The 20,621-nt window shown below is 54.8% G+C and carries 19 protein-coding genes; 7 read left to right on the top strand and 12 right to left on the bottom strand.

Annotated features, from left to right (window positions below; genetic code table 11):
• Positions 1-124 precede the first annotated feature (124 nt).
• From phnE to phnD, 3 genes are all read right to left on the bottom strand, one after another.
• Positions 125-928: a phosphonate ABC transporter, permease protein PhnE gene (gene phnE, locus ACT3R4_RS07010; protein ID WP_193056569.1), complete on the bottom strand. Its 804-nt coding sequence runs from the start codon at positions 926-928 to the stop codon at positions 125-127.
• A gap of 16 nt (positions 929-944) precedes the next feature.
• Positions 945-1,748 (bottom strand): phosphonate ABC transporter ATP-binding protein, encoded by an 804-nt coding sequence (gene phnC / locus ACT3R4_RS07005; protein ID WP_193056568.1) that lies wholly within the window; start codon positions 1,746-1,748, stop codon positions 945-947.
• Positions 1,749-1,847: 99 nt separating this feature from the next.
• Positions 1,848-2,729, bottom strand: coding sequence for a phosphate/phosphite/phosphonate ABC transporter substrate-binding protein (gene phnD, locus ACT3R4_RS07000; RefSeq protein WP_193056567.1), 882 nt, complete (start codon positions 2,727-2,729; stop codon positions 1,848-1,850).
• 337 nt (positions 2,730-3,066) lie between these two features.
• On the opposite strand from phnD, the gene ACT3R4_RS06995 reads away from it, so the two are divergent.
• Complete coding sequence (locus ACT3R4_RS06995) at positions 3,067-4,713, top strand: bifunctional metallophosphatase/5'-nucleotidase (protein ID WP_193056566.1); 1,647 nt, start codon at positions 3,067-3,069, stop codon at positions 4,711-4,713.
• A gap of 77 nt (positions 4,714-4,790) precedes the next feature.
• On the opposite strand, the gene ACT3R4_RS06990 is transcribed toward ACT3R4_RS06995, so the two are convergent.
• The 8 genes from ACT3R4_RS06990 to ugpB form a co-directional block, all read right to left on the bottom strand.
• Complete coding sequence (locus tag ACT3R4_RS06990) at positions 4,791-5,159, bottom strand: DUF1428 domain-containing protein (protein WP_193053616.1); 369 nt, start codon at positions 5,157-5,159, stop codon at positions 4,791-4,793.
• Positions 5,156-5,533: a YciI family protein gene (locus tag ACT3R4_RS06985; protein ID WP_193056565.1), complete on the bottom strand. Its 378-nt coding sequence runs from the start codon at positions 5,531-5,533 to the stop codon at positions 5,156-5,158. Before ACT3R4_RS06985 ends, ACT3R4_RS06990 begins: the two co-directional genes overlap by 4 nt.
• Complete coding sequence (locus ACT3R4_RS06980; RefSeq protein ID WP_193056564.1) at positions 5,530-6,372, bottom strand: YciI family protein; 843 nt, start codon at positions 6,370-6,372, stop codon at positions 5,530-5,532. Before ACT3R4_RS06980 ends, ACT3R4_RS06985 begins: the two co-directional genes overlap by 4 nt.
• Before the next feature lie 105 nt (positions 6,373-6,477).
• Positions 6,478-7,695 (bottom strand): RNA polymerase sigma factor, encoded by a 1,218-nt coding sequence (locus ACT3R4_RS06975; RefSeq protein WP_441678154.1) that lies wholly within the window; start codon positions 7,693-7,695, stop codon positions 6,478-6,480.
• Positions 7,696-7,827: 132 nt separating this feature from the next.
• Positions 7,828-8,883, bottom strand: a complete 1,056-nt coding sequence (locus tag ACT3R4_RS06970; protein ID WP_193056562.1) for a sn-glycerol-3-phosphate import ATP-binding protein UgpC — start codon at positions 8,881-8,883, stop codon at positions 7,828-7,830.
• A 1-nt stretch (position 8,884) separates the two neighbouring features.
• Complete coding sequence (ugpE, locus tag ACT3R4_RS06965) at positions 8,885-9,733, bottom strand: sn-glycerol-3-phosphate ABC transporter permease UgpE (protein ID WP_193053613.1); 849 nt, start codon at positions 9,731-9,733, stop codon at positions 8,885-8,887.
• An 18-nt stretch (positions 9,734-9,751) separates the two neighbouring features.
• Entirely contained in the window at positions 9,752-10,636 is an 885-nt protein-coding gene (gene ugpA / locus ACT3R4_RS06960; protein ID WP_193053612.1) for a sn-glycerol-3-phosphate ABC transporter permease UgpA, read from the bottom strand.
• 161 nt (positions 10,637-10,797) lie between these two features.
• Positions 10,798-12,126, bottom strand: coding sequence for a sn-glycerol-3-phosphate ABC transporter substrate-binding protein UgpB (gene ugpB, locus ACT3R4_RS06955; RefSeq protein ID WP_172117663.1), 1,329 nt, complete (start codon positions 12,124-12,126; stop codon positions 10,798-10,800).
• A 219-nt stretch (positions 12,127-12,345) separates the two neighbouring features.
• Here ugpB and argE point away from each other — a divergent pair, with 219 nt between their 5' ends.
• Positions 12,346-13,518, top strand: a complete 1,173-nt coding sequence (gene argE, locus ACT3R4_RS06950; RefSeq protein ID WP_172117662.1) for an acetylornithine deacetylase — start codon at positions 12,346-12,348, stop codon at positions 13,516-13,518.
• A gap of 109 nt (positions 13,519-13,627) precedes the next feature.
• Here the strand turns inward: argE and ACT3R4_RS06945 are convergent, their stop codons facing one another.
• Positions 13,628-13,942, bottom strand: a complete 315-nt coding sequence (locus ACT3R4_RS06945) for a hypothetical protein (RefSeq protein WP_172117661.1) — start codon at positions 13,940-13,942, stop codon at positions 13,628-13,630.
• A 185-nt stretch (positions 13,943-14,127) separates the two neighbouring features.
• Here ACT3R4_RS06945 and ACT3R4_RS06940 point away from each other — a divergent pair, with 185 nt between their 5' ends.
• The 5 genes from ACT3R4_RS06940 (at position 14,128) to ACT3R4_RS06920 (ending at position 20,617) form a co-directional block, all read left to right on the top strand.
• Positions 14,128-14,601, top strand: a complete 474-nt coding sequence (locus ACT3R4_RS06940; protein ID WP_172117660.1) for a YchJ family protein — start codon at positions 14,128-14,130, stop codon at positions 14,599-14,601.
• A 36-nt stretch (positions 14,602-14,637) separates the two neighbouring features.
• Positions 14,638-15,207, top strand: a complete 570-nt coding sequence (locus ACT3R4_RS06935) for a type 2 periplasmic-binding domain-containing protein (protein ID WP_441678157.1) — start codon at positions 14,638-14,640, stop codon at positions 15,205-15,207.
• Between the two features lie 37 nt (positions 15,208-15,244).
• Positions 15,245-19,216: an EAL domain-containing protein gene (locus tag ACT3R4_RS06930; RefSeq protein WP_441678158.1), complete on the top strand. Its 3,972-nt coding sequence runs from the start codon at positions 15,245-15,247 to the stop codon at positions 19,214-19,216.
• A 9-nt stretch (positions 19,217-19,225) separates the two neighbouring features.
• Positions 19,226-19,504, top strand: a complete 279-nt coding sequence (locus ACT3R4_RS06925; RefSeq protein ID WP_087108829.1) for a GIY-YIG nuclease family protein — start codon at positions 19,226-19,228, stop codon at positions 19,502-19,504.
• A gap of 69 nt (positions 19,505-19,573) precedes the next feature.
• Positions 19,574-20,617, top strand: coding sequence for a histone deacetylase family protein (locus tag ACT3R4_RS06920; RefSeq protein ID WP_193053601.1), 1,044 nt, complete (start codon positions 19,574-19,576; stop codon positions 20,615-20,617).
• Positions 20,618-20,621: the final 4 nt, after the last annotated feature.

Genomic DNA, 20,621 nt, shown 5'->3' with positions numbered 1-20,621 from the left:
GTTAAAGCGTGAAAGGGGAATTTGAATGAGTATTCCGGAGACGCCGCGGCCTTCTGTATTAGCGCATTTATAGTGACAGCCAACGGCGATTTTAGATAAGTAAGCGCTTATATTTGATTGTGCGCTAAATCACTCGTTTCCGGATTTGTGAGGACAATTGCTCAAAGGCAATCACGACCACCAGAATGAATAGAATAATAGTCAGTGCGCGATCAAAATTGAAAAGCCGCATGGCAGCAGCTAACTCAACACCGATGCCGCCAGCGCCGACCAGGCCTAACGTAACCGCTGAGCGCAGGGCCTTTTCGACGCTATATAGGCTAGTCGCGGTCATGGAAGCCAGCGTCTCCGGCAAAATTGCGCCGCCGATCACTGAAAGCTTACCCGCACCGGTAGCGCTAAGCGCTTCAGAAGGGCCCGGGTGGACTTCTTCGATACGTTCCGAGAAAAAGCGCGCTGCAAAACCAATGGTGTCCATGATGATCGCCAGCACGCCAGCCATGGGGCCCAAGCCAACGGCCACCACGAAAATAAGCGCCCAAATCAAATCTGGAATGGTGCGCATCGTCGAAACAATAAACCGCGTTAGGGTGCGAACCCAGGAGGCGGGGGTGGTATTACGCGCCGACAGCAAGGCAAACGGTAGGCTAAGTATTACCCCAATCGTCACGCCCACAATGGCAATGTTTAGCGTTTCAAACATCGACCATGCCAATACATCTAGATTGCTGAGATCGGGAGGGAAAGCGCGGCCCAAAAAATGGCTCAGATTCACGACCCCGCGCAGCAAGCGCTCAAGCGTGACGTTGGTCGCCATGGTGCCTTGAATAAACAGGGCTAAAAACGCCAGCGCAATACCCCAGGTAAACAGTGACGGTCGTTTAAATCGGGGCGGCAACGCCGTCGCAAGCGGACGATTAGTAGGCATGGGCTGCTCTCGGCAGTTAGTGGGGAACGGGCGTTAAACGAGTAGGGGTCGAAAGCAGTGGTTGATCGACACGGGTCTCGCCTTGATACAGTTGCTGCATATCGTCTAATTCGACCTGTTGGCGTGGCGAGTCCAGGACAATTCTTCCTGCTTTCATCCCCACAATACGGTCGCCGTATTGCTGGGCGAGCTCTAGCTGATGCAGCGTGCAGAGCACCGTCATGCCTCGCTCTGTCACGACATCCAGCAATAAATCCATGATTTCACGGCCGGCTTTAGGATCAAGGCTGGCAACAGGCTCATCGGCAATAATAATTTCGGCATCCTGCATAAGTGTTCTGGCGATGGCCACGCGCTGCTGTTGGCCGCCTGAAAGTGCCCGACATTCAGCCTGTGCTTTATGCGCCAACCCTACTCGCTCAAGCGCCGCCATCGCCCGCTCGCGCAGCTCATCACTGGCGAAACAGGCAAGGCTGGTGAGAAGTCCTAAACGCTGCTGGCCAAGTGCACCGTATAAAACGTTTTGAAAAACACTCACGTTTTGCACCAGATTGAACTGCTGGAACACAACGCCTATTTTCTGGCGCAGCCTGCGCATTTGGGCTGTCGACAGGCGCGTTAGCGGCTCACCCAGGATGTGGATACTGCCTTGGTCGTGGGGGGCCAATCCGTTGAGACAGCGCATCAACGTCGATTTGCCGCACCCATTGGCGCCCAGCAAAATAACGCATTCGCCTTGAGTAACGCTGAGATTTAAGCCGCGTAGTACATGAAGCTTTGCGTAGTATTTATGCAAGTCAGTAATCGTGATCGCATTCATACAAAAACCTCCTGCGTTACTGCCAGGAGGGGGAAGTTATAGGCCATCATGTTGAAACCTTTAAACGGCACGTCCCTGTGCATGTTGGGTACCTAACCGTTAAAGGGGAATGCCCGCGGCTTCGTACGCTTGACGGACTACGTCGTAATCTTCATTGGTGCGGTCAAAGCCCAGCGATGAGTCTCGGTTTAAGAATTTGCCTTCGTTGCGCTCTGTGGCAATCAATGCACTCCACAGCGTATCGGCATTGGCATTTAGCGTGTCACGCAGTGCTGTTTTACAGGCATCATCTAAAGAGCCCCGCATAACCACGGGGTCGCCAGGCAGTACATCGCTAGTGGCGATAACACGGTATTCGCCGTTAGGATCCATTGCCTGAATCTCATCAATGTCGCGATTGCCGCCGCCCATGGCATCGACATCGCCATTGATCAGGGCAGCAATACGCGCGTCGCCAGCCATGATAATTTCCAGGTCCCGGTTAATATCCAGCCCGGCATCCACCAGCATTTGGCTTGGGAAAATATGTCCACTGGTAGAGCCAACATCCTTCAGCGCTACGCGATTGCCTGCTAAATCTTCAAGAGATTCGATATCGCTATCGGCGGGCACATAGAAGCTGCTGCCATAGTGTGGGCGCTCGATGGCGAACAGGATTTCAATATCGCTTTCGCGATCGAACAGCACGAATTCCGAAGGACCGGCAAATACCAGGTCCACATCGTCATATTGAAGCGCTGTTCCCGCCGCCGTACGGTTGCTTAGGCTAAACATCTTAAGCTCAAGTCCGGTCGTTTCCTCAAACGCCTCAGCGAAGGGGCCAAACGCTTCTGCCAGTGGCCCCATGCCTTCAATCCCCGTGTCGGCCATACGCAGCGGATTAGGACAGATGTCGCTTAAATCTTCATTGGCGTAGGTGGTGGCGGTCGTTGCCAGCGTTGCGGCGGTGGAGAGTGCAAGCGCGAGGAGTGACTTGTGCATTGTGAGCTTCCCAAGAGAGGAGATATCAGAGGCAACGCAGCTGTAGCTTGCCTAGCATGGAGTGATGGCTCCATAGAGTGGCAGCTGTTGATGACACTTGGGTGTAGCGAAGATGACGGTTTTATCTCTATCTCATGACATGGTGGTTGGAACAGTGAGGACTATTTAGTCTGCCTGTTGCCGTGAGCAAAATGAGGTAAAAGGCTATTTTTGTATCACTTAAGCTAAGGTAAATGAGTGCGCTGAAATGACATGCATAAGGACCGTCACCAATTTGTCAGGCTTTTAGGGCACGCTATCGTTTTGCTATAACGCTTATATAAAAGGAACCATACTGATGCGTCTTATTCCTCACAGTATTACGCTAGGGATAGCGGCGGGGCTGCTTACTACCTCGGCGTATGCTGCGCCCTATACGCTGACCATTTTTCATACCAATGACCTGCACGGACGTACCGACCACTACCCTCAGCTCATCACCACGCTGGACGAGGCGCGCGAGCGGTTCGGCGATGGCTTGCTGCTGTACGCTGGGGATATCTTTTCGGGTACGCTCTATTTCACCGAATACCAAGGGCAGGACGCCGTCGAGTTCATGAACCTGATGGGCTATGACGCGTTCGTGCCCGGTAACCATGAGTTCGACCTGGGCGATCCGGAAGAGGGCCATCAGGCTCTTGCGGCTTTCTTTACCGCCGCTGACTTCCCCATTGTGGGCGCGAATCTGGACTTCTCTACCTCGCCCGAGTTTGCCGATCTACTAGGCAATTCGATCAGCACTGGGCTCGAACATAAGCCTAAGCCTGGCCACCTTTACGATGGCATTGTGGTAGAGCAAGGTGGCGAGCGAATCGGCATCTTCGGGCTAAGCACGCAAGGCAGCGAGACCGTCTCCAGCCCCGGTAAGGTAACCATTAGCGATTATAGGGCGGCCGCTGAAGCGATGGTGGAAGCGTTTGAAGCCCAAGGGGTCAACAAGATCGTCGCGCTTACTCACCTAGGTTACGACAGCGACCCGAGTATGGGCAATGACCTGCTGCTCGCCCAGCATGTGGAAGGAGTGGACGTGATCATCGGCGGGCACAGCCATACTCACTTGCAAGCCCCTGTTATGCTAACCGAAAACGACCGGGGCGAGCCGATAGCGCCCACCGTGATTGGTCAGGCAGGCGAGTACGGTCAGCACCTGGGCGTCATGCAGGTAACGTTCGATGATAATGGCAACGTACTGGAGGCTAACGGGGAGCTGCTTGCCACCGCAGAGCGCGAGCCAGACGCCGAAGCTGCCGCCCTCTTGGCGCCGTATACCGCGAAAATTGAGGAGGTACGCGATACGCTGGTGGGCGCTCGGGTGGTTTCAGCCCTGCCTAACCCCCGCCACGGCAAGGGTGATGAACAGAGCGTGCGTGCCGATGAAACGGCGCTGGGAAATCTGATTGCCGATGGTCAGCTTGTTGCTGCCCGCCGGGTGAACCCGGGAACCGTGCTGGCCATTCAAAATAGCGGCGGTATTCGTGAGCCCATCGCCCAGGGTGATGTGAGTGTGGGTGAGCTGGTTGCCGTGCAGCCGTTTGGCAATCGCCTGGCGCTGGTGAGCGTGACGGGCGCGGAGCTTTTGGAAACGTTCGAGATTGGACTGGCAAATGCCCCGGATGAAAACGGCGGTTTCCTGCAGGTGTCGAACGGTACCGAGTTGGTATATGACAGTCGCCAACCCGTTGGTGAGCGCGTTGTAAGCCTGAAGGTGACGCAGAATGGCATGTTGCAGCCGGTAGACCCTGAAAGTACCTACACCATCGCCACCAACCATTTTACCGCAGCTGGTGGCGACAGCCATACCGCGTTAGAAGCCGCCTATGAGGATGAGCGCAGCACCATTGTTGGCAATACCGACTGGGAAATGTTGCGTGACTATATGGTTTCGTTAGGTGGCGTGGATTATCAGGTCGAAGGGCGCATCACTGACCAGGCTCGCCAGCATTAAACGTGGATGACGGGCCGTCCGGACGTTACGCAGAGGCGGCCCTTATTCAGAGTCATGAAAGCCAGGCAGAAGCTTGGTCACTCATCGATAAGCGTGGCAAAACTACCGAATATCGCCCGCTTGCCATCAAACGGCATTGGATTGATATCCGGCTGTAAGCGCGGGTCCTTCATGACCTTGGGCATCGCCTCATCATGCACGGCGCGGGATGGCCATTCGATCCACGAAAAGATAATGGTTTCATTATCCTTGCGCTGAACAGCCATGGAGTAAGAGGTGATTTCCCCTTCGGGGACATCCTCGCCCCAGCACTCGACTACCCGCAGCGCGCCATGCTCTTTGAAAACTTCGGCAGCAACACGGGCGTGCTCGATGAATATTTCTTTATTAGCCGTGGGCACGGCCGCGACGAAACCATCAATATAGCGTTGAGTGGTGGTGCTCATGATGCTTCTCCAGTCTGGGCTTTGGGCGGGAGTTCTCGAATGGGGCGTACTTCAATGCTGCCGAGTCTCGCGGGTGGAATGCGGCTGGCTAGCTGTAGGGCCTCGTTTAAATCACGCGCTTCGAGCAGGTAAAAACCGGCCAGCTGTTCTTTGGTTTCCGCAAACGGGCCGTCGGTAATCACTGTCTCGCCATTGCGTACACGCACCGTGGTAGCAGTGTCTATTGGCTGCAGCGCTTCACCGGCTAGGTAATTTCCTTGAGCACTCAATCGCTCTACCCCCGCGATGCACTCCTGATTAAGGTCATGCCACGCCTGGTCGCTCATGGCACTAATAAGTTGTTCCTGGTAGTACACTAAGGCCGCATATTTCATGGCGTTTCTCCTTCAGTAGAAAGGCAACTATCCGCCGACACATTGATCATCCACTGCACGCCAAAGCGGTCAGTGGCCATGCCAAACCCTGCAGACCAGAATGTTGGTTCAAAAGGCATGATCACCTCTCCGCCTTCGGCAAGCCGTGTAAAGGTTAGGGAGGCTTGCTCGATCTCCTGATACTCCAGCTGAATCTGCACGCCTTGTGGTGGCATGTACTGTTCAGGCGCCATGTCGGCGCCCATCAAGCGACGACCGCGTAGGTTCAGCGAGGCGTGGATGATGCGGTCATGCAGTGAAGGGGGGACATGTTCCGCTGCTGGGGTTTCTGCGTAAGTCAGCAAGCACTCTATGTGGCCGCCGAGCACGTCGGCATAGAACTGCATGGCTTCCCGGCAGGTGCCAGGAAAGGCGACATACACATTCATGGCATCCGGTACGCGAGCATGGTCGTGATGCTTATCCAGGCCTGCGCCGGGCTCAAACTCCTCAAGTGTAAAGTAGCGCCTTAGCTCAAGGAGTACGTTGCCGTCGGCATCCAGCGTTGGCCACTGTTGTGCCCACTCCAAAGCGACGTCAAGTGAAGGTGTCTCCAGCACGCTATAACCAGCGATACGCTCACTGGCAGGAGCCAGAGGGCCGGGGAGGATAGTGGGAGTGCCGTTATTGAACTGGATCAGGCAGCCATCGCTTGTTGGATGTAAGCCGTTGCCGCTTACGAGTACACCGGCTTGCATCATGCGCTCGTTGTAATCAGCCATGGCGGCAAGCATTTCCTGGGATGGCATAACGCCATTTTCGGTGGCCGCATCGGCACGCCGTATCAGCATGAATTTCATTGAGAGTCTCTTTTATTGTGGTGGATACTCTCTAGACGTCTGGCGTGTTCGCAAATCGACAGGCCTGCAGATTATTTTTTTATAACGATGTTTTTATAGCGATGCTTAAAGTTCGGTCAATCTGTCGAGCAAAAAGCGTTTTTCTGGATACTGAGAGGTTAATGTCAGGGCCTTTTGGTAGGCATCGCGCGCGGCGTCATTGTTGCCCTGTCGACGTAGCAAATCCGCCTGTGCCGCATACAATAAATAGTAGCGAGAGAGTTGAGGATGATGAGATAGCTCATCAAGCAGGCTCAATCCGGTTGCTGGGGAATCATGCATGGCAACGGCCACCGCGCGATTCAAGGTCAGGACAGGCGATGGGTAATGGCGGCATAAAGCGTCATACAGCCGGACAACCCGTGCCCAGTCGGTTTGCCCAGGGTCATGGGCTTGGGCGTGTACGGCGGCAATTGAGGCTTGGAGGGTATAAAAACCAACAGGGGTAAGGGCGAGTGCCTGTTCGAGCCACTCAATACCTGTGTGAATTTCCTTCTGGTGCCATAAGCGCCTGTTTTGCGCTTCCAGTGTGACCAGGCCGCCTTGTTGATCCTGGCGGGCATCCCGGCGGGCGTTAGTAAGCAGCATGAGTGCCAGTAGCCCAAACACTTCACCCTGGGGTAGCAACGCTGCCAGTTCCTCGCCAAGACGTAGCGCCTCGCGGGTCAGGCTGATATCGACCACCGCCGTGCCGCTACTGCTTGAATAACCTTCATTGAAAACCAGGTAAATAATCTGGAGTACGTCCGGCAAACGCTCGGGCAATGCCTCCGGCGCAGGTACCGCATAGGGAATATGCGCATCGCGAATCTTGCGTTTTGCCCGTACGATGCGCTGTGCCACGGTTGAAGGTTTCATCAGTAGGGCACGGGCGACTTGTTCGGTGGTTAGCCCGCACATCTCTCGTAGTGTTAGCGCAAGGCGTGCTTCTATGCTTAAGCTTGGGTGGCAGCAGGTAAACAGCAGCCGCAGTGAGTCATCTGCGATAGCGACATCGTCGAATTCCCAGGTTTCTTCCATCGGTAATAGCAAATGTGCCCGGCGTCGTGCTGTACTGCGTCGACGAATTTGATCGATTCCGCAGTAATAGCCGGTGCGGATCAGCCACGCCTGAGGGTTATCGGGGGCGCCTTTGGCAGGCCACTGTTGAGCTGCGGCGACAAAGGCATCTTGCATGGCTTCCTCGGCAAGCTCGAAGTCTCCCAGCAGACGGATCAGGGTGGCCTGAACACGTCTGGCATGAGTACGGTAAAGGGCATCGAGTAAGGAGGGTTTAGGACGCATGGTAGAAGACCCATTCGCATCTATAGGGGCGCCAAAGTGGATAATAGTCAATAATGCTTTCTCAAACCTAGCCTATAGCGCCCCTTTTTACTTGCTCTTTTTCTACTGGCTGTTGTTTTCGTAAAAGGCGAGTCAATCCCCCGCGCGCTGGCCGGTTACACTGTTAAACGGGTGCAGCGCTTCGCGGGTGACATAGAAGCGTAGCGTTTCGCCTTCGTTGACCGGCGGCTGGCCACTCACCCGAATCACAGTGGGCTGGTCGCTGTCGGCGAGCCGCACGTAAAGGTGGCTTTCGGCGCCGGCGGCTTCAAAAAGCTCAAGCGTGGAGTCGACCACCAGGTGGGGGGCATTGGGTGGCGATAGGCGCATATCGTCCGGGCGAATGCCGACTGTGTCGGTCTCGGCGGGAAGATCGTCTAGCAGGTCATGGGTGCCGCGCGTTTGCAGGTACTCAAGCGGCACCATGTTCATCGCAGGCGAGCCGATAAACCCTGCCACGAACATCGACGCAGGGCGCGCGTAGATCTCCATGGGCGTGCCTACCTGCTCGATTTTGCCAGCGCTAAGCACCACTAAGCGATCGCCCAGCGTCATCGCTTCTAACTGGTCGTGGGTTACGTAGAGGCTGGTAGTCTTCAAGCGCCGCTGAAGCTGCTTGATCTCCACCCGCATCTGCACACGCAGCTTGGCATCCAGGTTAGAGAGCGGTTCGTCGAACAAGAAGGCCGCGGGCTCGCGCACCAATGCCCGGCCCATGGCGACGCGCTGGCGCTGACCGCCGGAGAGCTTGCGCGGCTTGCGCGCAAGAAATTCTTCGATTTCAAGCATTTTGGCCGCTTTACGTACCCGCTCTTCGATCTCGGGTTTTTTAAAGCCGCGGTTTTTCAACCCGTAAGCGAGGTTGTTGTACACCGTCATGTGCGGATAGAGCGCGTAGTTTTGGAATACCATGGCGATATCGCGCTCGGCGGGTTCGAGACTGTTGACCACCCGATCACCAATCTTGAGCGTGCCGTCGGTAATCGTTTCAAGCCCGGCCACCATGCGTAATAGCGTGGATTTACCGCAGCCTGAAGGGCCTACCAGCACCACAAACTCACCGTCTTCAATCGCCAGGTCAATGCCTTTAACGGCATGGACGTCGCCTGCGTAGGTTTTTCTAAGCCCTTCCAAGGTAATACTGGCCATCTTATTTCTCCGTCTCGGTCAGGCCTTTCACGAACAGTTTCTGCATAAACAGCACCACTAATACCGGCGGCAGCATGGCAAGCGTGACGGTCGCCATAATGAGGTTCCAGGCGGGTACGCGGTCGGACGAGGCCATCAGGCGCTTGATGCCCAGCACGATGGTGTAGAAGTCTTCGTCGGTGGTGACCAGCAGTGGCCACAGGTACTGCACCCAGCCGTAAATAAACATGATCACAAAGAGAGCGGCGATATTGGTGATCGATACCGGCAGCAATATGTCCTTGAAGAACTTCATCGGCCCGGCGCCATCCACTCGGCTGGCCTCCATCAGCTCTTCCGGCACGGTCATGAAGAACTGGCGGAATAGGAAGGTCGCGGTAGCAGAGGCAATCAGTGGCAGGGTTAAGCCCGCATAGGAGTTCAGCATGCCGAGATCTGCCACAACGGCGTAGGTGGGGATGATGCGCACTTCGACCGGCAGCATCAGCGTGATAAAAATGATCCAGAACGCCAGCATGCGAAACGGAAAGCGGAAATAGACAATCGCAAAAGCGGAAAGAATCGAAATAGCGATCTTACCGATCGCAATCGTCAGTGCCATGATCAGCGAGTTACCCAGCATCAGCCAGACCGGCGGCGTGCCGCCTACCTGCCAACCGGAACTGAGCATCTGCCGGTAGGATGCAAACATGTTGTCGCCGGGAAGCAGCGGCAACACCCCACGCACGAAGGCGCTGGATTCGTGGGTCGAGGCGATAAAGGCCACATACACCGGGAACGCCACCACCAATACGCCTGCAATGAGCACCAGGTGGGTCAGAATATTTAGAAAGGGTCTGTTTTCAACCATGTTTACTTCCTTAACGCACTAGTAGTTGACCCGGCGTTCCACGTATCGGAACTGGATAAACGTCAAGATAATCACGATGCCCATCAGCATGACCGACTGGGCGGATGAGGAGCCTATATTCAGCCCCGCTACGCCATCGGTGTAGACCTTGTAGACCAATGTCATGGTGGCTTGGCCAGGCCCGCCAGCGGTGGTGGCATCGATCACCCCGAAGGTGTCGAACATCACGTAGTTGATGTTGATGATCAGCAGGAAGAAAGTGGTGGGCGATAGCAGCGGGAGCACGATGGTCCAAAAGCGCTTAAAGGGGCCCGCGCCATCAATGGCCGCTGCCTCCATGAGCGACTGCGGAACAGATTGCAGCCCTGCCAGGAAAAACAGGAAGTTATAGGAGATCTGCTTCCAAGCGGCGGCAATGGTGATCAAAATCATGGCTTGAGAGCCCGAAACGCGGTGATTCCAGCTGATACCGAACCAGTCGAGCAGATGCGGCAGAAGACCGATGGTGGGGTTGAACAGAAACCACCACAACACACCCGCTACTACCGGAGCAACAGCGTAAGGCCATACCAGAAGCGTGGTATAGAACTTGGCGCTCTTCAGCACACGGTTGACGCAAACGGCCAGTAAAAGCGCCAGGCTCATGGAAAGTACCGTCACTGAGACGGAAAAAATCGCGGTGCGCCCCAGTGCGTTCAGGTAGCTGGGGTCGGCCAGAACGCGTGCATAGTTCTCCAGACCGACAAACGTTGTTTTAAAGCCGAACGCATCGGTGCGCTCGAAACTCGATTTAACCGCCTGGCTTGCCGGCCAGATAAAAAACACCAGCGTAATCGCCAACTGCGGCGCTAACAGTAGGAAAGGGAGCCACCGGTTTTGATAGGTGGAACGTTTGGTCTGCATGACACATCCTGTCGTACGGGCGTTGGTGCGGCTGGCCGCTGTGCTCAGCTGCCAGGAAGTAAGCCATCCCATAGGCCCCGGTGACTTGGGCGTATGGGATGGCTCCTATAACAAACCCCGGCTATAAAAGCCGGGGTTTGTTGACAAGTAACGAGAAGCGCTTAGTTATTGGCTGCCTCAAAGTCGCGAAGAATCTGATTGCCGCGGCTTGCCGCATCATCCAGCGCTTGCTGACCGCTCTTGTCGCCGGCTAGTACGGCCTGGAACTCTTCGTCCAGAACCATGCGCACTTGGGGGTAGTTGCCAAAGCGCAGGCCTTTGGAGTTCTCTGTCGGCTCGTTTAAGTTGATCTGCTCGATGGCGATATCCGCGCCTGGGTTTTCGTCGTAGTAACCCTGCTCTTGGCTCAGCTCGTAAGCGGCAGTGGTAATCGGCAGGTAGCCGGTGCCCTGGTGCCACTCGGCCTGAATTTCAGGCAAGGAGAGGTACTCAAGGAATTCAGCAACGCCGGTGTACTCGTCGTCTTCATGGCCGGAAAGCACCCACAGAGTCGCGCCGCCGATGATTGAGTTTTGCGGTGCACCGTCTACGTCGTCGTAGTAGGGCAGCATGCCAAAGCCTACGTCGAAGTCGGAGTTAGCCAACACATCGGCGCGTGATGCTGACGAGTTCATGTACATCGCGCAGTCGCTGGAATAGAACGAGGGCGCCGCGTCCGGGCCGTTTGCTGGGCCTGCGTAGCTATAGACGCCGCTATCCGACCACTCTTTCAACTGATCCCAAAAGCGCGCCTGTACGTCGCCGTTAAAGGCAAACTCGGTGTCCAGACCGCCGAAGCCGTTCTCCTGGGTGCCGATGGACTGATTGTGCAGCGCTGAGAAGTTCTCAAGGCCGACCCAGTTGGCCGCATAGGCCATGGTGAAACCGCAAGAGGCCGCGCCTTCATCGACGATTTGCTGACCCATCTCGCCCATCTCAGCCCACGTAGTAGGCGGTGATTCAGGGTCGAGGCCAGCCGCTTCAAAAATGGCTTTGTTGTAGTAAAGAATCGGTGTGGACGAGTTGAACGGCATGGAGAGCATGTTGCCGTTGGTGTCGGTGTAGTAACCGGTTACCACAGGCAGATAATCAGCCGGGTCAAAGGTGTTGCCGTGCTCTTCCATCAGCTCAAACACCGGATAGATAGCGCCTTGGGCGGCCATCATGGTGCCGGTGCCCACTTCGTAAATTTGTACGATGTGAGGCTGCTCGCCTGCACGGAAAGCGGCAATGGTGTTAACCATGGTTTGTTCGTATTCACCCCGATAGGAGGGCGTAACACGGTACTCATCCTGGGTGGCATTGAAGTCTTCGGCAAGCGCGCTCAAGCGCTCGCCCAGCTCGCCGCCCATGGAGTGCCACCAGGTGATCTCGGTAGCGGCGTGGGCGGAAACACTCAGCGTAGCCGCGGTGATGCCAGTAGATAACGCGCGTAACATAAAACGAGACATGTGAGCTCCTTTTGGGCCTGGCGCGAGCCAGGTGGCACAATGCGTTTTTTAAGATTTGTGGGTGCACTGAACAATAATGAGTGTAGATGACATTTTGATGAATGCTAACTGGACCAAGGTTTTATAAAAGCTTTGGGTTTTATCCAAGGGCATTGGTAGTAGGCGCTCTGCGAGGGCGATGATAGGGTTGAGACAATGTGCATAACTAATGAGAGTCGTATGAGTGACGCAATAGCGCTATTAACCAAACTGGTCTCTTTCGATACTACCTCCCGTGGCTCTAACCTGGCGCTGATCGAATTTGTCGAAGCTTATCTTGAAGAGTACGGCGTCGCCTCCGAACGGGTGATGAGCCCCTGCGGCACCAAGGCGAACTTGATTGCCCGTATAGGCCCTGATGCGCCGGGTGGGGTGATGCTCTCCGGCCATACCGATGTGGTGCCGGTGGAAGGCCAGCCCTGGTCGACAGATCCTTTCGCCCTGCATGACGGCCAGGACGGTAAGCTTTACGGCCGTGGCACCTGTGATATGAAAGGCTTCATTGCCTGCGCTCTTGCCATGGTGCCCACGTGGGTGAAAACGCCTTTGCAGCAGCCGATCTATTTTGGTTTTTCCTATGACGAGGAGGTTGGCTGTGTCGGTGCGCCTGCGCTGATCAAACGGTTCTACGAGCACTACTCAACCACCGCGCACGTCATTGTCGGTGAGCCGACCAGCATGCAGCCCGTCGTGGCCCAGAAGGGCGCCACCAATCTGCGCACCACCGTCGTAGGGCGCGAAGCGCACAGCAGTCAGGTGAACCAGGGCACTTCGGCCATTCATGTGGCAGCGCGACTGGTCACCTTCATAGAAGACACCATGGCGGCGTTGGTGGAGGAGGGCAAAGTGGATGAGGCTTTCAACGTACCCCACACCAGCCTCCACGTAGGCAAGATCAAGGGCGGTACGGCGATCAATATCATGGCGCGTGAGTGCCAGTTCGAGTGGGAAATACGCCACCTGCCCACCGAGACGTTTGATGAGGTGTTTGCGCGTTTTGAAGCGTATGCCGATACGTTAAGTGCCGAGCTAAGGGCGCGTGGCAAGGACGTCCAGATTACGACCGAGCCGCTGAATGTAACGGTGCCAGGCCTTGCCGACCGAGATAACCACGCTGTACTGCGCTTGGCCAAGGATCACCTGCCAAGTGAGTGCTGCAACCACGCAGTGGCCTACGCCACCGAGGCGGGACAATATCAAGGCCAAGGGTTACAAACGATTATTCTGGGTCCGGGCAGTATCGCTCAAGCGCATCAGCCGGATGAATATATTGAGAAAAGCGAACTTGAGGCGTGCCTGACGTTTATGGACCGTTTGGGAGACGCGCTACACCAACCCTATCGCGCTGATTAGACAAGCACTTGAAAACGTCGTGGGGAAAGGTATCTGAGAACGTGTTTGAAAACGATGTGAATGGACGTATTTCAACCCACCCGCTCAACGGGTGGGAGCCTCCTCCACGTTAATGATGCTGGTGGTTCTGTTCGAAAAGCTCGGCTTTGGCATTGCGCATCACATCTTCACACGCTTGCTGATGCGCCAACTGGGTTAACAGCTGCTGGGTCACTTCAAACCCTTTGCCCAGGCAGGTATCCATTTCCTCCTGGCTGACCTGAGGAGAAACATGACAATTAACCTTCAGCGTCCGACCAACACCGTCCAAACGGTCGGCTATCGCCCGCAGTCGCCAGGCGACTCGCTCTTTCCAGTTGGCTGATTCTTCTGCGCCCTCGTTTACGCTAAACGTGCACTGCCATTCGGGTTTATAAACCTTCATGAGAACCTCCGCTGCATTTGGAAAGAATCTTGGGTCGTGTTTCGTACTCCGTAAGTCAAAAAAATCTTGCTCAGCCACTATACGCTTAACATGGGGCCAAAATCGAACGAAAACATGGGCCATGTGTAGGACGGTTTTAAGGATTATCGGTTAGGCTTAAGTGACCGTGATATATGAGCCTTTCTATGATGTCTCTAATTGAAAAAAGTTGCCCTTGCGGTACAGGATTGTCGACTGACGTATGCTGTGGCCGTTACCACGATGGCGCGCCAGCCCCTACCCCGGAAGCGCTAATGCGCTCTCGCTACAGTGCCTTTGCGCTGAATCTATGCGACTACGTGCTTGCCACTTGGCACGTGAGCACTCGCCCGGAAGCGCTATCACCGGACCTTAACACCGAGTGGAAAGCTCTCACCATTGTTAAAGCAGCATCCGAAGAGACGCCCCCTGATGCTGATAAAGGTTATGTTCATTTTCGCGCTTATTTCAAAGAGCGTGGCCGCTGGCACATGCTTGAAGAAAACTCGCGTTTCGTGTTTGAGCAGAGCCGGTGGTGGTACGTGGATGGTACGCCTGAGGTCGTGCGTCTCAAGCCGCAGCGTAACGATCCCTGCTTTTGTGGTAGCGGCCGAAAATTAAAGCTATGTTGCAAAGAGTAGCTATGCGTTAACTAATAAAAACGAGGGGTTGATGTCATGGCATATAGTGGCAGGGGACTCGCTCGTTATTGCATCACATTAGGGTTTGTCAGTGGGTTGTTATTGTGGGGAACGACGTTCGCGTTTGCTGAAAATCGGTACCCGGATAGAGAAATTACCGTTGTCATTCCCTTTGGTTTAGGAGGGGCGACCGATGTGCTGTTTCGGGATATTTTTGACACGGCACAAATTTATCTAGACCAGCCTGTGCTTGTGGTTAATATGCCCGGTCGTGAAGCCATGCGGGGCGCTCAGTATGTCAAAAATGCCTCGCCCGATGGTTATACGTTGCTCGGCAGTCATCAAACAATTGATCTTTCGTACCTGGCGGGGCTCGCTTCGTTTTCCCATGCAGACTTTGCGCCTACGGGAACACCGCCGGGAGAACTTGCCGTTTTGAACGATGCGTTAGCTTACGCGCTTGCCAGCGAGCCATTACGTCATCGGATTACACATGAGTATGGCTCATTAATTGATTATCGGTCGCTGAGCACTTATCGCGACTATTTGGATGAGCAATTTAATGAGCTGGTATCACTCACAGAACGGGTACACTTTGGACAATGAAAGATATCACTGCCAAGGCCTGATGGGGCGTAGAACCATGCGGATAAATACGCGCCAATTGGCGTTGGAAACCCTGCTACTTATGATATCGGCAACCCTCGTTTGCATGGGAGTCGTTGGGGTAGTGGTCGGTCTCAGTGTGCCGACACGGCCATTTTTTGCAACGCTATTGCCGGATGGAGCACTGGTCACTCTGCTGGTCGGTATTGCGCTACTGGCGACGCTTCAGGGGTGGGGGAAAACAAGAGTTATCAGTGTCTTATCTCTGTTTTTGGTCGTCACTTACACCTTGGTACATAATAGCCTGGAAGGCGGTCGAGGCGACTCATGGCTCAGCAATGGGCCGCGTATCACCAGCTTGTCGGCAGGCTTTTTTTTAATGATTGGGGTGTGTTTTTGGGTGGGGCTTTCTAGCGCATGGCGGCGCTGGTTATGGATAGCCGGTGGGCTAAGCCTGTGGGGGCTTGCCCTTTTTGTGGTTGGAAAACTATGGCTTACGCTAAGCGGTGCATCTCCTCTGTTCTCATCGTCGCCCATGGGTGCATTGGTCATTACCTGCTTTTTAGGTACCGCCATGCTGGCAGCAGGCTTACGGGGTAAACCGCAACGTCTAAATCCAGGCCGGGTGACCGTCGTCGCCTCGCTATGGGGCGTTACGATCAGTTGTTTTATCTGGCTATTGTTAAACGCCTATCAACAAACGTCGCTGCAACAGCAAGCCGCCTATCTATTAGATAACGTTCAACTCAATATCGAGCGAGCAACACAAGACCGCTTGCGATTAATGCAACGAATGGCAGAGCGGCTGAGCGCCATGGGCACAGACTGGGATGTGAACCTGCTGGATAATGACGCACAACACTACCTTCGGGACATCCCCAGTATTAGCGCCATTGCGATAGTTGATCAGCAGCAGTTGACCTGGGAGTGGGGAGTGGGGCGGACGGCTGAAATGGAACGATGGCTACATCAGCAGTTGGAGGAAGAGCAAACACGTGCCTGGATGCAAATTCCGCTCGGTCGTCCAAGGATGTTGATGACGGATACCAGCCGACCCCACGAAGCAATATTTGTTATCCCGGTTCCCGCTAACAATCATTACCTATTCGCCAGTTTTAACCTGGCCACCATGTTGGAAAACGAGTTGCGCCTTGAGGTGGGCCCTTTCCAGGTGAGAGTGAATCGTGATGACATGCCGCTGATGAAGTTACACCCCGCTGGTTTTGCTGCCGACCGTATGGAAACGCCAGAGCTCGCGCTGGCATCACGCTATATCGGCTTGCCCGGCGGCATTAACCTGGCGCTTTATGCCTACCCAGGTAACCAGTACAACTGGCATCAATTGAACCTGCTGTCGTTTGCGGTTGCGTTAGGCAGCTTGCTGCTTAGTGGTTTGTTGGCCTTTAGTCTTGGCGTTGTGAGCGTCAGTGTTTCTCGTGCCCGCGAGCTTGCTCAGACGCGTCAGTCACTGGAAGACCAGCAGGCGATTCAGCACATGATTGCCCAAGAGCAGCCCCTAAAGGAAACGCTGGAAAGTCTGTGTCTTATGTTGGAGCGCGAGTTACCTTCGGCAATCTGTTCTGTCATGTTGGCTAACGATACAGGTACTCACCTGGAATTCATCGCGGGAGACCGGCTGCCCGCCGCCTACCGCAGCGCGATACAACGCATTTTGATCAGCGCGAATAATGGCGCTTGTGGTAGTGCCGCCTACCAGGGGGCAACGGTTATATGCGCTAATATTGCCGAGGATGAGCGCTGGCGGGGCTATCATGGCGTTTCCAAACAGGCCGGGCTTGCCTCCTGTTGGTCGAGCCCTGTCTACGGTGGCGAGGGCCAACTGGTAGGCACTATTGCGGTTTACTACCCAAAGCCCAGCACCCCAGGCAGTGCCGATACGGTGCGAATTGAAAAAGCGGCTGGCTTGATGGCGCTGGCCGTTGAGCGTTTTCAGGTGCGGAGCTCATTGGAGGAGAGCGAACAGCGCTATCGCTCACTGTTTACCCATCATCCTGATGCGGTATTTACCCTGGATGAGGCGGGCTGCTTTGTAACGGCCAATGCCACCTGCGCGTCACTAACCGGTTACTCGGTTGAGGAAATGCTCGGCAAGCCGTTCACCTTTTTTATTGCTGAACAGGATGTGACGCGCGTAGAGGCCTATATCGAAACGGCCCTGCAAGGGGGGATTGACCGATATGAACTCAGTCTGAAAGACCGCGCGGGTCGTTTGCATCAATTGGATATTATTCACCTGCCGATGGTGGTGCATAACACCGTGCAAGGGGTGCATGCCATTGCTCAGGAGGTGACGGCTGCTCGTCAACAGGAGTCTCGCCTGCGTATCCTGGAGCGCAGTGTGGAAGCCAGCGTTAACGGCATTGTGATCGCCGATGCTGGACAGCCTGATTTGCCCATTGTTTATGCCAATAAAGCGTTTACGTTAATAACGGGATATCGCCAGGAGGAAATCCTTGGTAAAAACTGTCGCCTGCTTCAGGGGCCTGGCAGCGACCCGGTGGTTATCCAACGCATTCGTGCTTGTATTAATGAGCAGAAAGACGTCAACGTCACTATCTGCAATTACCGCAAAGATGGCACGCTATTCTGGAATGATCTGTATATAGCACCGGTACGCGACCAGGACGATCAGGTAACGCACTTTGTCGGCGTACAGCAAGATATTTCCGAGCATAAAGCGTACGAGGCGCGTTTGGCTCACAATGCTTCACATGATGACCTGACCCGCCTGCCTAACCGTACATTCTTTGAGGAAATGCTGTTAAAGCAGTTTTCCAGGCTGGGTAAGGATAAAAAGCGCCTGGCCGTGCTGTTTGTGGATCTGGATGATTTCAAGCCCATTAACGACAATTTGGGGCATGCAGTGGGTGATCAGGTGTTGGTCGAAGTTGCCCGTAGGCTTATCAATGCGGTCAGGCCTGAGGATACGGTTGCCCGTATGGGCGGGGATGAGTTCGTTATTCTGCAAACGGCGATTAACGACGAGTCTGACGTTGTTGATTTGGTGGAGCGGTTGCTACCTATGTTGGCGCGCCCTTACCGTATTGAATCCCAAGAGCTTTACCTGACCGCGAGTATCGGTATCGCGATGAGCCAGCCAGATACACTTCAGCCACAAACGCTGATTCAACAAGCCGATATGGCGATGTACAAGGCCAAGCAGCAAGGGCGTAATGCCTATGAGTGGTTTGCCCACGCGTTTACCGATACGGTTAGCGAGCGCATGGTGCTGCGTAATGATCTCCAGGAAGCCATTGAGCGCGAAGAGTTCGCGCTGCATTACCAGCCGTTAATGAATCGGGAAGGAAAGCTTGTCGGTGTGGAAGCGCTATTGCGTTGGGAGCATCCGGAAAAAGGCTTTATCTCTCCCGCACGGTTTATTCCGCTGGCAGAAACCACCGGGCAAATTATTCCGATCAGCGAGTGGGTACTCCAACGTGCTTGCCAGGATATGCAGTCACTGGCGCAACAAGGGCTGGGTAAAATACGTGTGGCGGTTAATCTTTCACCGCTCCAGTTCCAGCGCTCCAATTTTCTCGCCACGCTGCGCCAAACTCTACTGACTACCGGCCTGCCGGCGGAACAGCTGAGTCTGGAACTGACCGAAGGTATTTTGACGGATAACGCCGAAGGCGCGATTGATACGCTGCATGCCCTGCGCAGTATGCACATTGGCGTGTCGATCGATGATTTTGGTACGGGTTATTCAAGCCTTAGTTATCTTAAGGACCTGCCTATTAGCACGGTGAAAATTGACCGCAGCTTTATTAATGAGCTCACCAATAGCTACGATGATGCGGCGATTGTGCAAGGGATTATCTCCATGGCTCACCACTTGGGGCTCAAGGTCGTGGCTGAAGGAGTGGAGACCGAAGAGCAGTATCAGCGCCTGCTGGGCTATCAGTGTGATATTTTCCAGGGCTATCTACTGGCCAAGCCGATGCCAGTGGAAGCCCTGCAAGCCTTTATTGCCCATTTATCTCCCTAAGGAGCTGGGATGTCGTTACCCTCAACCCCTTGGTATGTTTACTTATTAGAGTGCCGACGCGGGACTTATGTGGGCATCACCAACAATATCGCTAAACGCTATCGCGCCCACTGTGCGGGCAAAGGGGCGCGTTATACCCGTGCTAACCCACCGGTTGCTCTGCTGGGCGCCCAGCCGTTTGAAGATAGGGCCGCCGCCAGCCGGGCGGAGTATCAGTTGAAACAGCAAACCTCTGTTCAAAAACGTCATTGGGCAACGCGCTGGCCGCTTTCGATAGAAGTGGATTAAGCTAACGTAAAGCTAAAGCGCTCGTTTTTATACGAGCCTGCCGCCTTTCCCGGTTATTCAGGAGCCAACATGCTGACGTTTTTCTCTGAGGATAGTCGTTTGCGCCAGGCGCGAACGGAGCTTCATGACGGGGCACTTGTCAGCCCCTTTGAGTGCCCCGAGCGTGTTGACCTGGTGCTCGAACAACTGCGCCAGGCCGGTTTCGAAGTGCGCGCTCCTGACGCCTATGGCCTTGAGCCGGTATGTGCGATTCACGACGCCAGTTACGTCAGCTTCCTTGAAACCTGCTGGCAGGCATGGCAAGCAGCCGGGCATAGCGGTGAGGCGATCCCCAATATCTGGCCAGCGCGCACCCTGCGTCAGGATAAAATTCCGCTCTCGGTGAGTGGCCAGCTTGGCTACTACGCGCTTGCGGCGGAAACCTCTATCTGTGAAGGCACCTTTGAAGCGGCCATGGCGAGTAAGGACGCCGCGTTGGGTGCTGAGGAATATACCTTGGCCACGGGAGAGCCCAGCTTTGGGTTGTGCCGCCCGCCGGGGCACCACGCTGCATTTGACCAGTTTGGTGGCTACTGCTTTTTTAACAATGCCGCGATTGCTGCCCAGCACGCGCTGGATGCAGGCCGACGCCGCGTGGCGGTGCTGGATGTCGACTTCCACCATGGCAACGGCACCCAACAGATTTTCTATGCGCGTAACGACGTTCTATTTGCTTCGCTACATGGCGACCCTGATGTGACCTTTCCCTACTATCTAGGCTACGCCGATGAAACCGGTACGGGCGAAGGGCAGGGCTTCAACCTCAACTACCCGATGGCGCCTGGCACCAGCGTAGCCACCTGGATGCAAACGCTGGAGCAGGCGCTTATTGCCATCAAAACCCATGAGTGTGAGCTGTTGATCGTATCGCTCGGCGTGGATATCTTCGAAGGCGACCCTATTAGCGCGTTCACTTTCAAGCGCGATGACTTTATTGCCTTGGGCAAGCGTTTGGCAGAAGCCGGTCTACCCACCACCTTTTTAATGGAGGGAGGCTATGCGGTTGAAGAAATAGGTGTCAACGTCGTCAATGTGCTACAAGGGTTTGAGCAGATAAACTCGCGAGATAGATGACAGC

The organism is Halomonas sp. AOP7-E1-9 (assembly GCF_052376035.1).
In the GTDB taxonomy this organism is placed as follows: Bacteria; Pseudomonadota; Gammaproteobacteria; order Pseudomonadales; family Halomonadaceae; genus Vreelandella; species Vreelandella citrativorans.
The sequence above is the reverse complement of the archived record's forward strand: the minus strand, read 5'-3'. Positions and strand labels throughout refer to the sequence as shown.

What these genes read in the sequence shown, in the direction of transcription:
- ACT3R4_RS06970 (WP_193056562.1), bottom strand. Translation starts at nt 8,883, where the DNA reads ATGGCCAGTATTACCTTGGAAGGGCTTAGAAAAACCTACGCAGGCGAC.
- ACT3R4_RS06995 (WP_193056566.1), top strand. Translation starts at nt 3,067, where the DNA reads ATGCGTCTTATTCCTCACAGTATTACGCTAGGGATAGCGGCGGGGCTG.
- ACT3R4_RS06930 (WP_441678158.1), top strand. Translation starts at nt 15,245, where the DNA reads ATGCGGATAAATACGCGCCAATTGGCGTTGGAAACCCTGCTACTTATG.
- ugpE (WP_193053613.1), bottom strand. Translation starts at nt 9,733, where the DNA reads ATGGTTGAAAACAGACCCTTTCTAAATATTCTGACCCACCTGGTGCTC.
- phnC (WP_193056568.1), bottom strand. Translation starts at nt 1,748, where the DNA reads ATGAATGCGATCACGATTACTGACTTGCATAAATACTACGCAAAGCTT.
- phnE (WP_193056569.1), bottom strand. Translation starts at nt 928, where the DNA reads ATGCCTACTAATCGTCCGCTTGCGACGGCGTTGCCGCCCCGATTTAAA.
- argE (WP_172117662.1), top strand. Translation starts at nt 12,346, where the DNA reads ATGAGTGACGCAATAGCGCTATTAACCAAACTGGTCTCTTTCGATACT.
- phnD (WP_193056567.1), bottom strand. Translation starts at nt 2,729, where the DNA reads ATGCACAAGTCACTCCTCGCGCTTGCACTCTCCACCGCCGCAACGCTG.
- ACT3R4_RS06985 (WP_193056565.1), bottom strand. Translation starts at nt 5,533, where the DNA reads ATGAAATATGCGGCCTTAGTGTACTACCAGGAACAACTTATTAGTGCC.
- ACT3R4_RS06990 (WP_193053616.1), bottom strand. Translation starts at nt 5,159, where the DNA reads ATGAGCACCACCACTCAACGCTATATTGATGGTTTCGTCGCGGCCGTG.
- ACT3R4_RS06925 (WP_087108829.1), top strand. Translation starts at nt 19,226, where the DNA reads ATGTCGTTACCCTCAACCCCTTGGTATGTTTACTTATTAGAGTGCCGA.
- ACT3R4_RS06975 (WP_441678154.1), bottom strand. Translation starts at nt 7,695, where the DNA reads ATGCGTCCTAAACCCTCCTTACTCGATGCCCTTTACCGTACTCATGCC.
- ACT3R4_RS06945 (WP_172117661.1), bottom strand. Translation starts at nt 13,942, where the DNA reads ATGAAGGTTTATAAACCCGAATGGCAGTGCACGTTTAGCGTAAACGAG.
- ugpA (WP_193053612.1), bottom strand. Translation starts at nt 10,636, where the DNA reads ATGCAGACCAAACGTTCCACCTATCAAAACCGGTGGCTCCCTTTCCTA.
- ACT3R4_RS06980 (WP_193056564.1), bottom strand. Translation starts at nt 6,372, where the DNA reads ATGAAATTCATGCTGATACGGCGTGCCGATGCGGCCACCGAAAATGGC.
- ACT3R4_RS06935 (WP_441678157.1), top strand. Translation starts at nt 14,638, where the DNA reads ATGGCATATAGTGGCAGGGGACTCGCTCGTTATTGCATCACATTAGGG.
- ugpB (WP_172117663.1), bottom strand. Translation starts at nt 12,126, where the DNA reads ATGTCTCGTTTTATGTTACGCGCGTTATCTACTGGCATCACCGCGGCT.
- ACT3R4_RS06920 (WP_193053601.1), top strand. Translation starts at nt 19,574, where the DNA reads ATGCTGACGTTTTTCTCTGAGGATAGTCGTTTGCGCCAGGCGCGAACG.
- ACT3R4_RS06940 (WP_172117660.1), top strand. Translation starts at nt 14,128, where the DNA reads ATGATGTCTCTAATTGAAAAAAGTTGCCCTTGCGGTACAGGATTGTCG.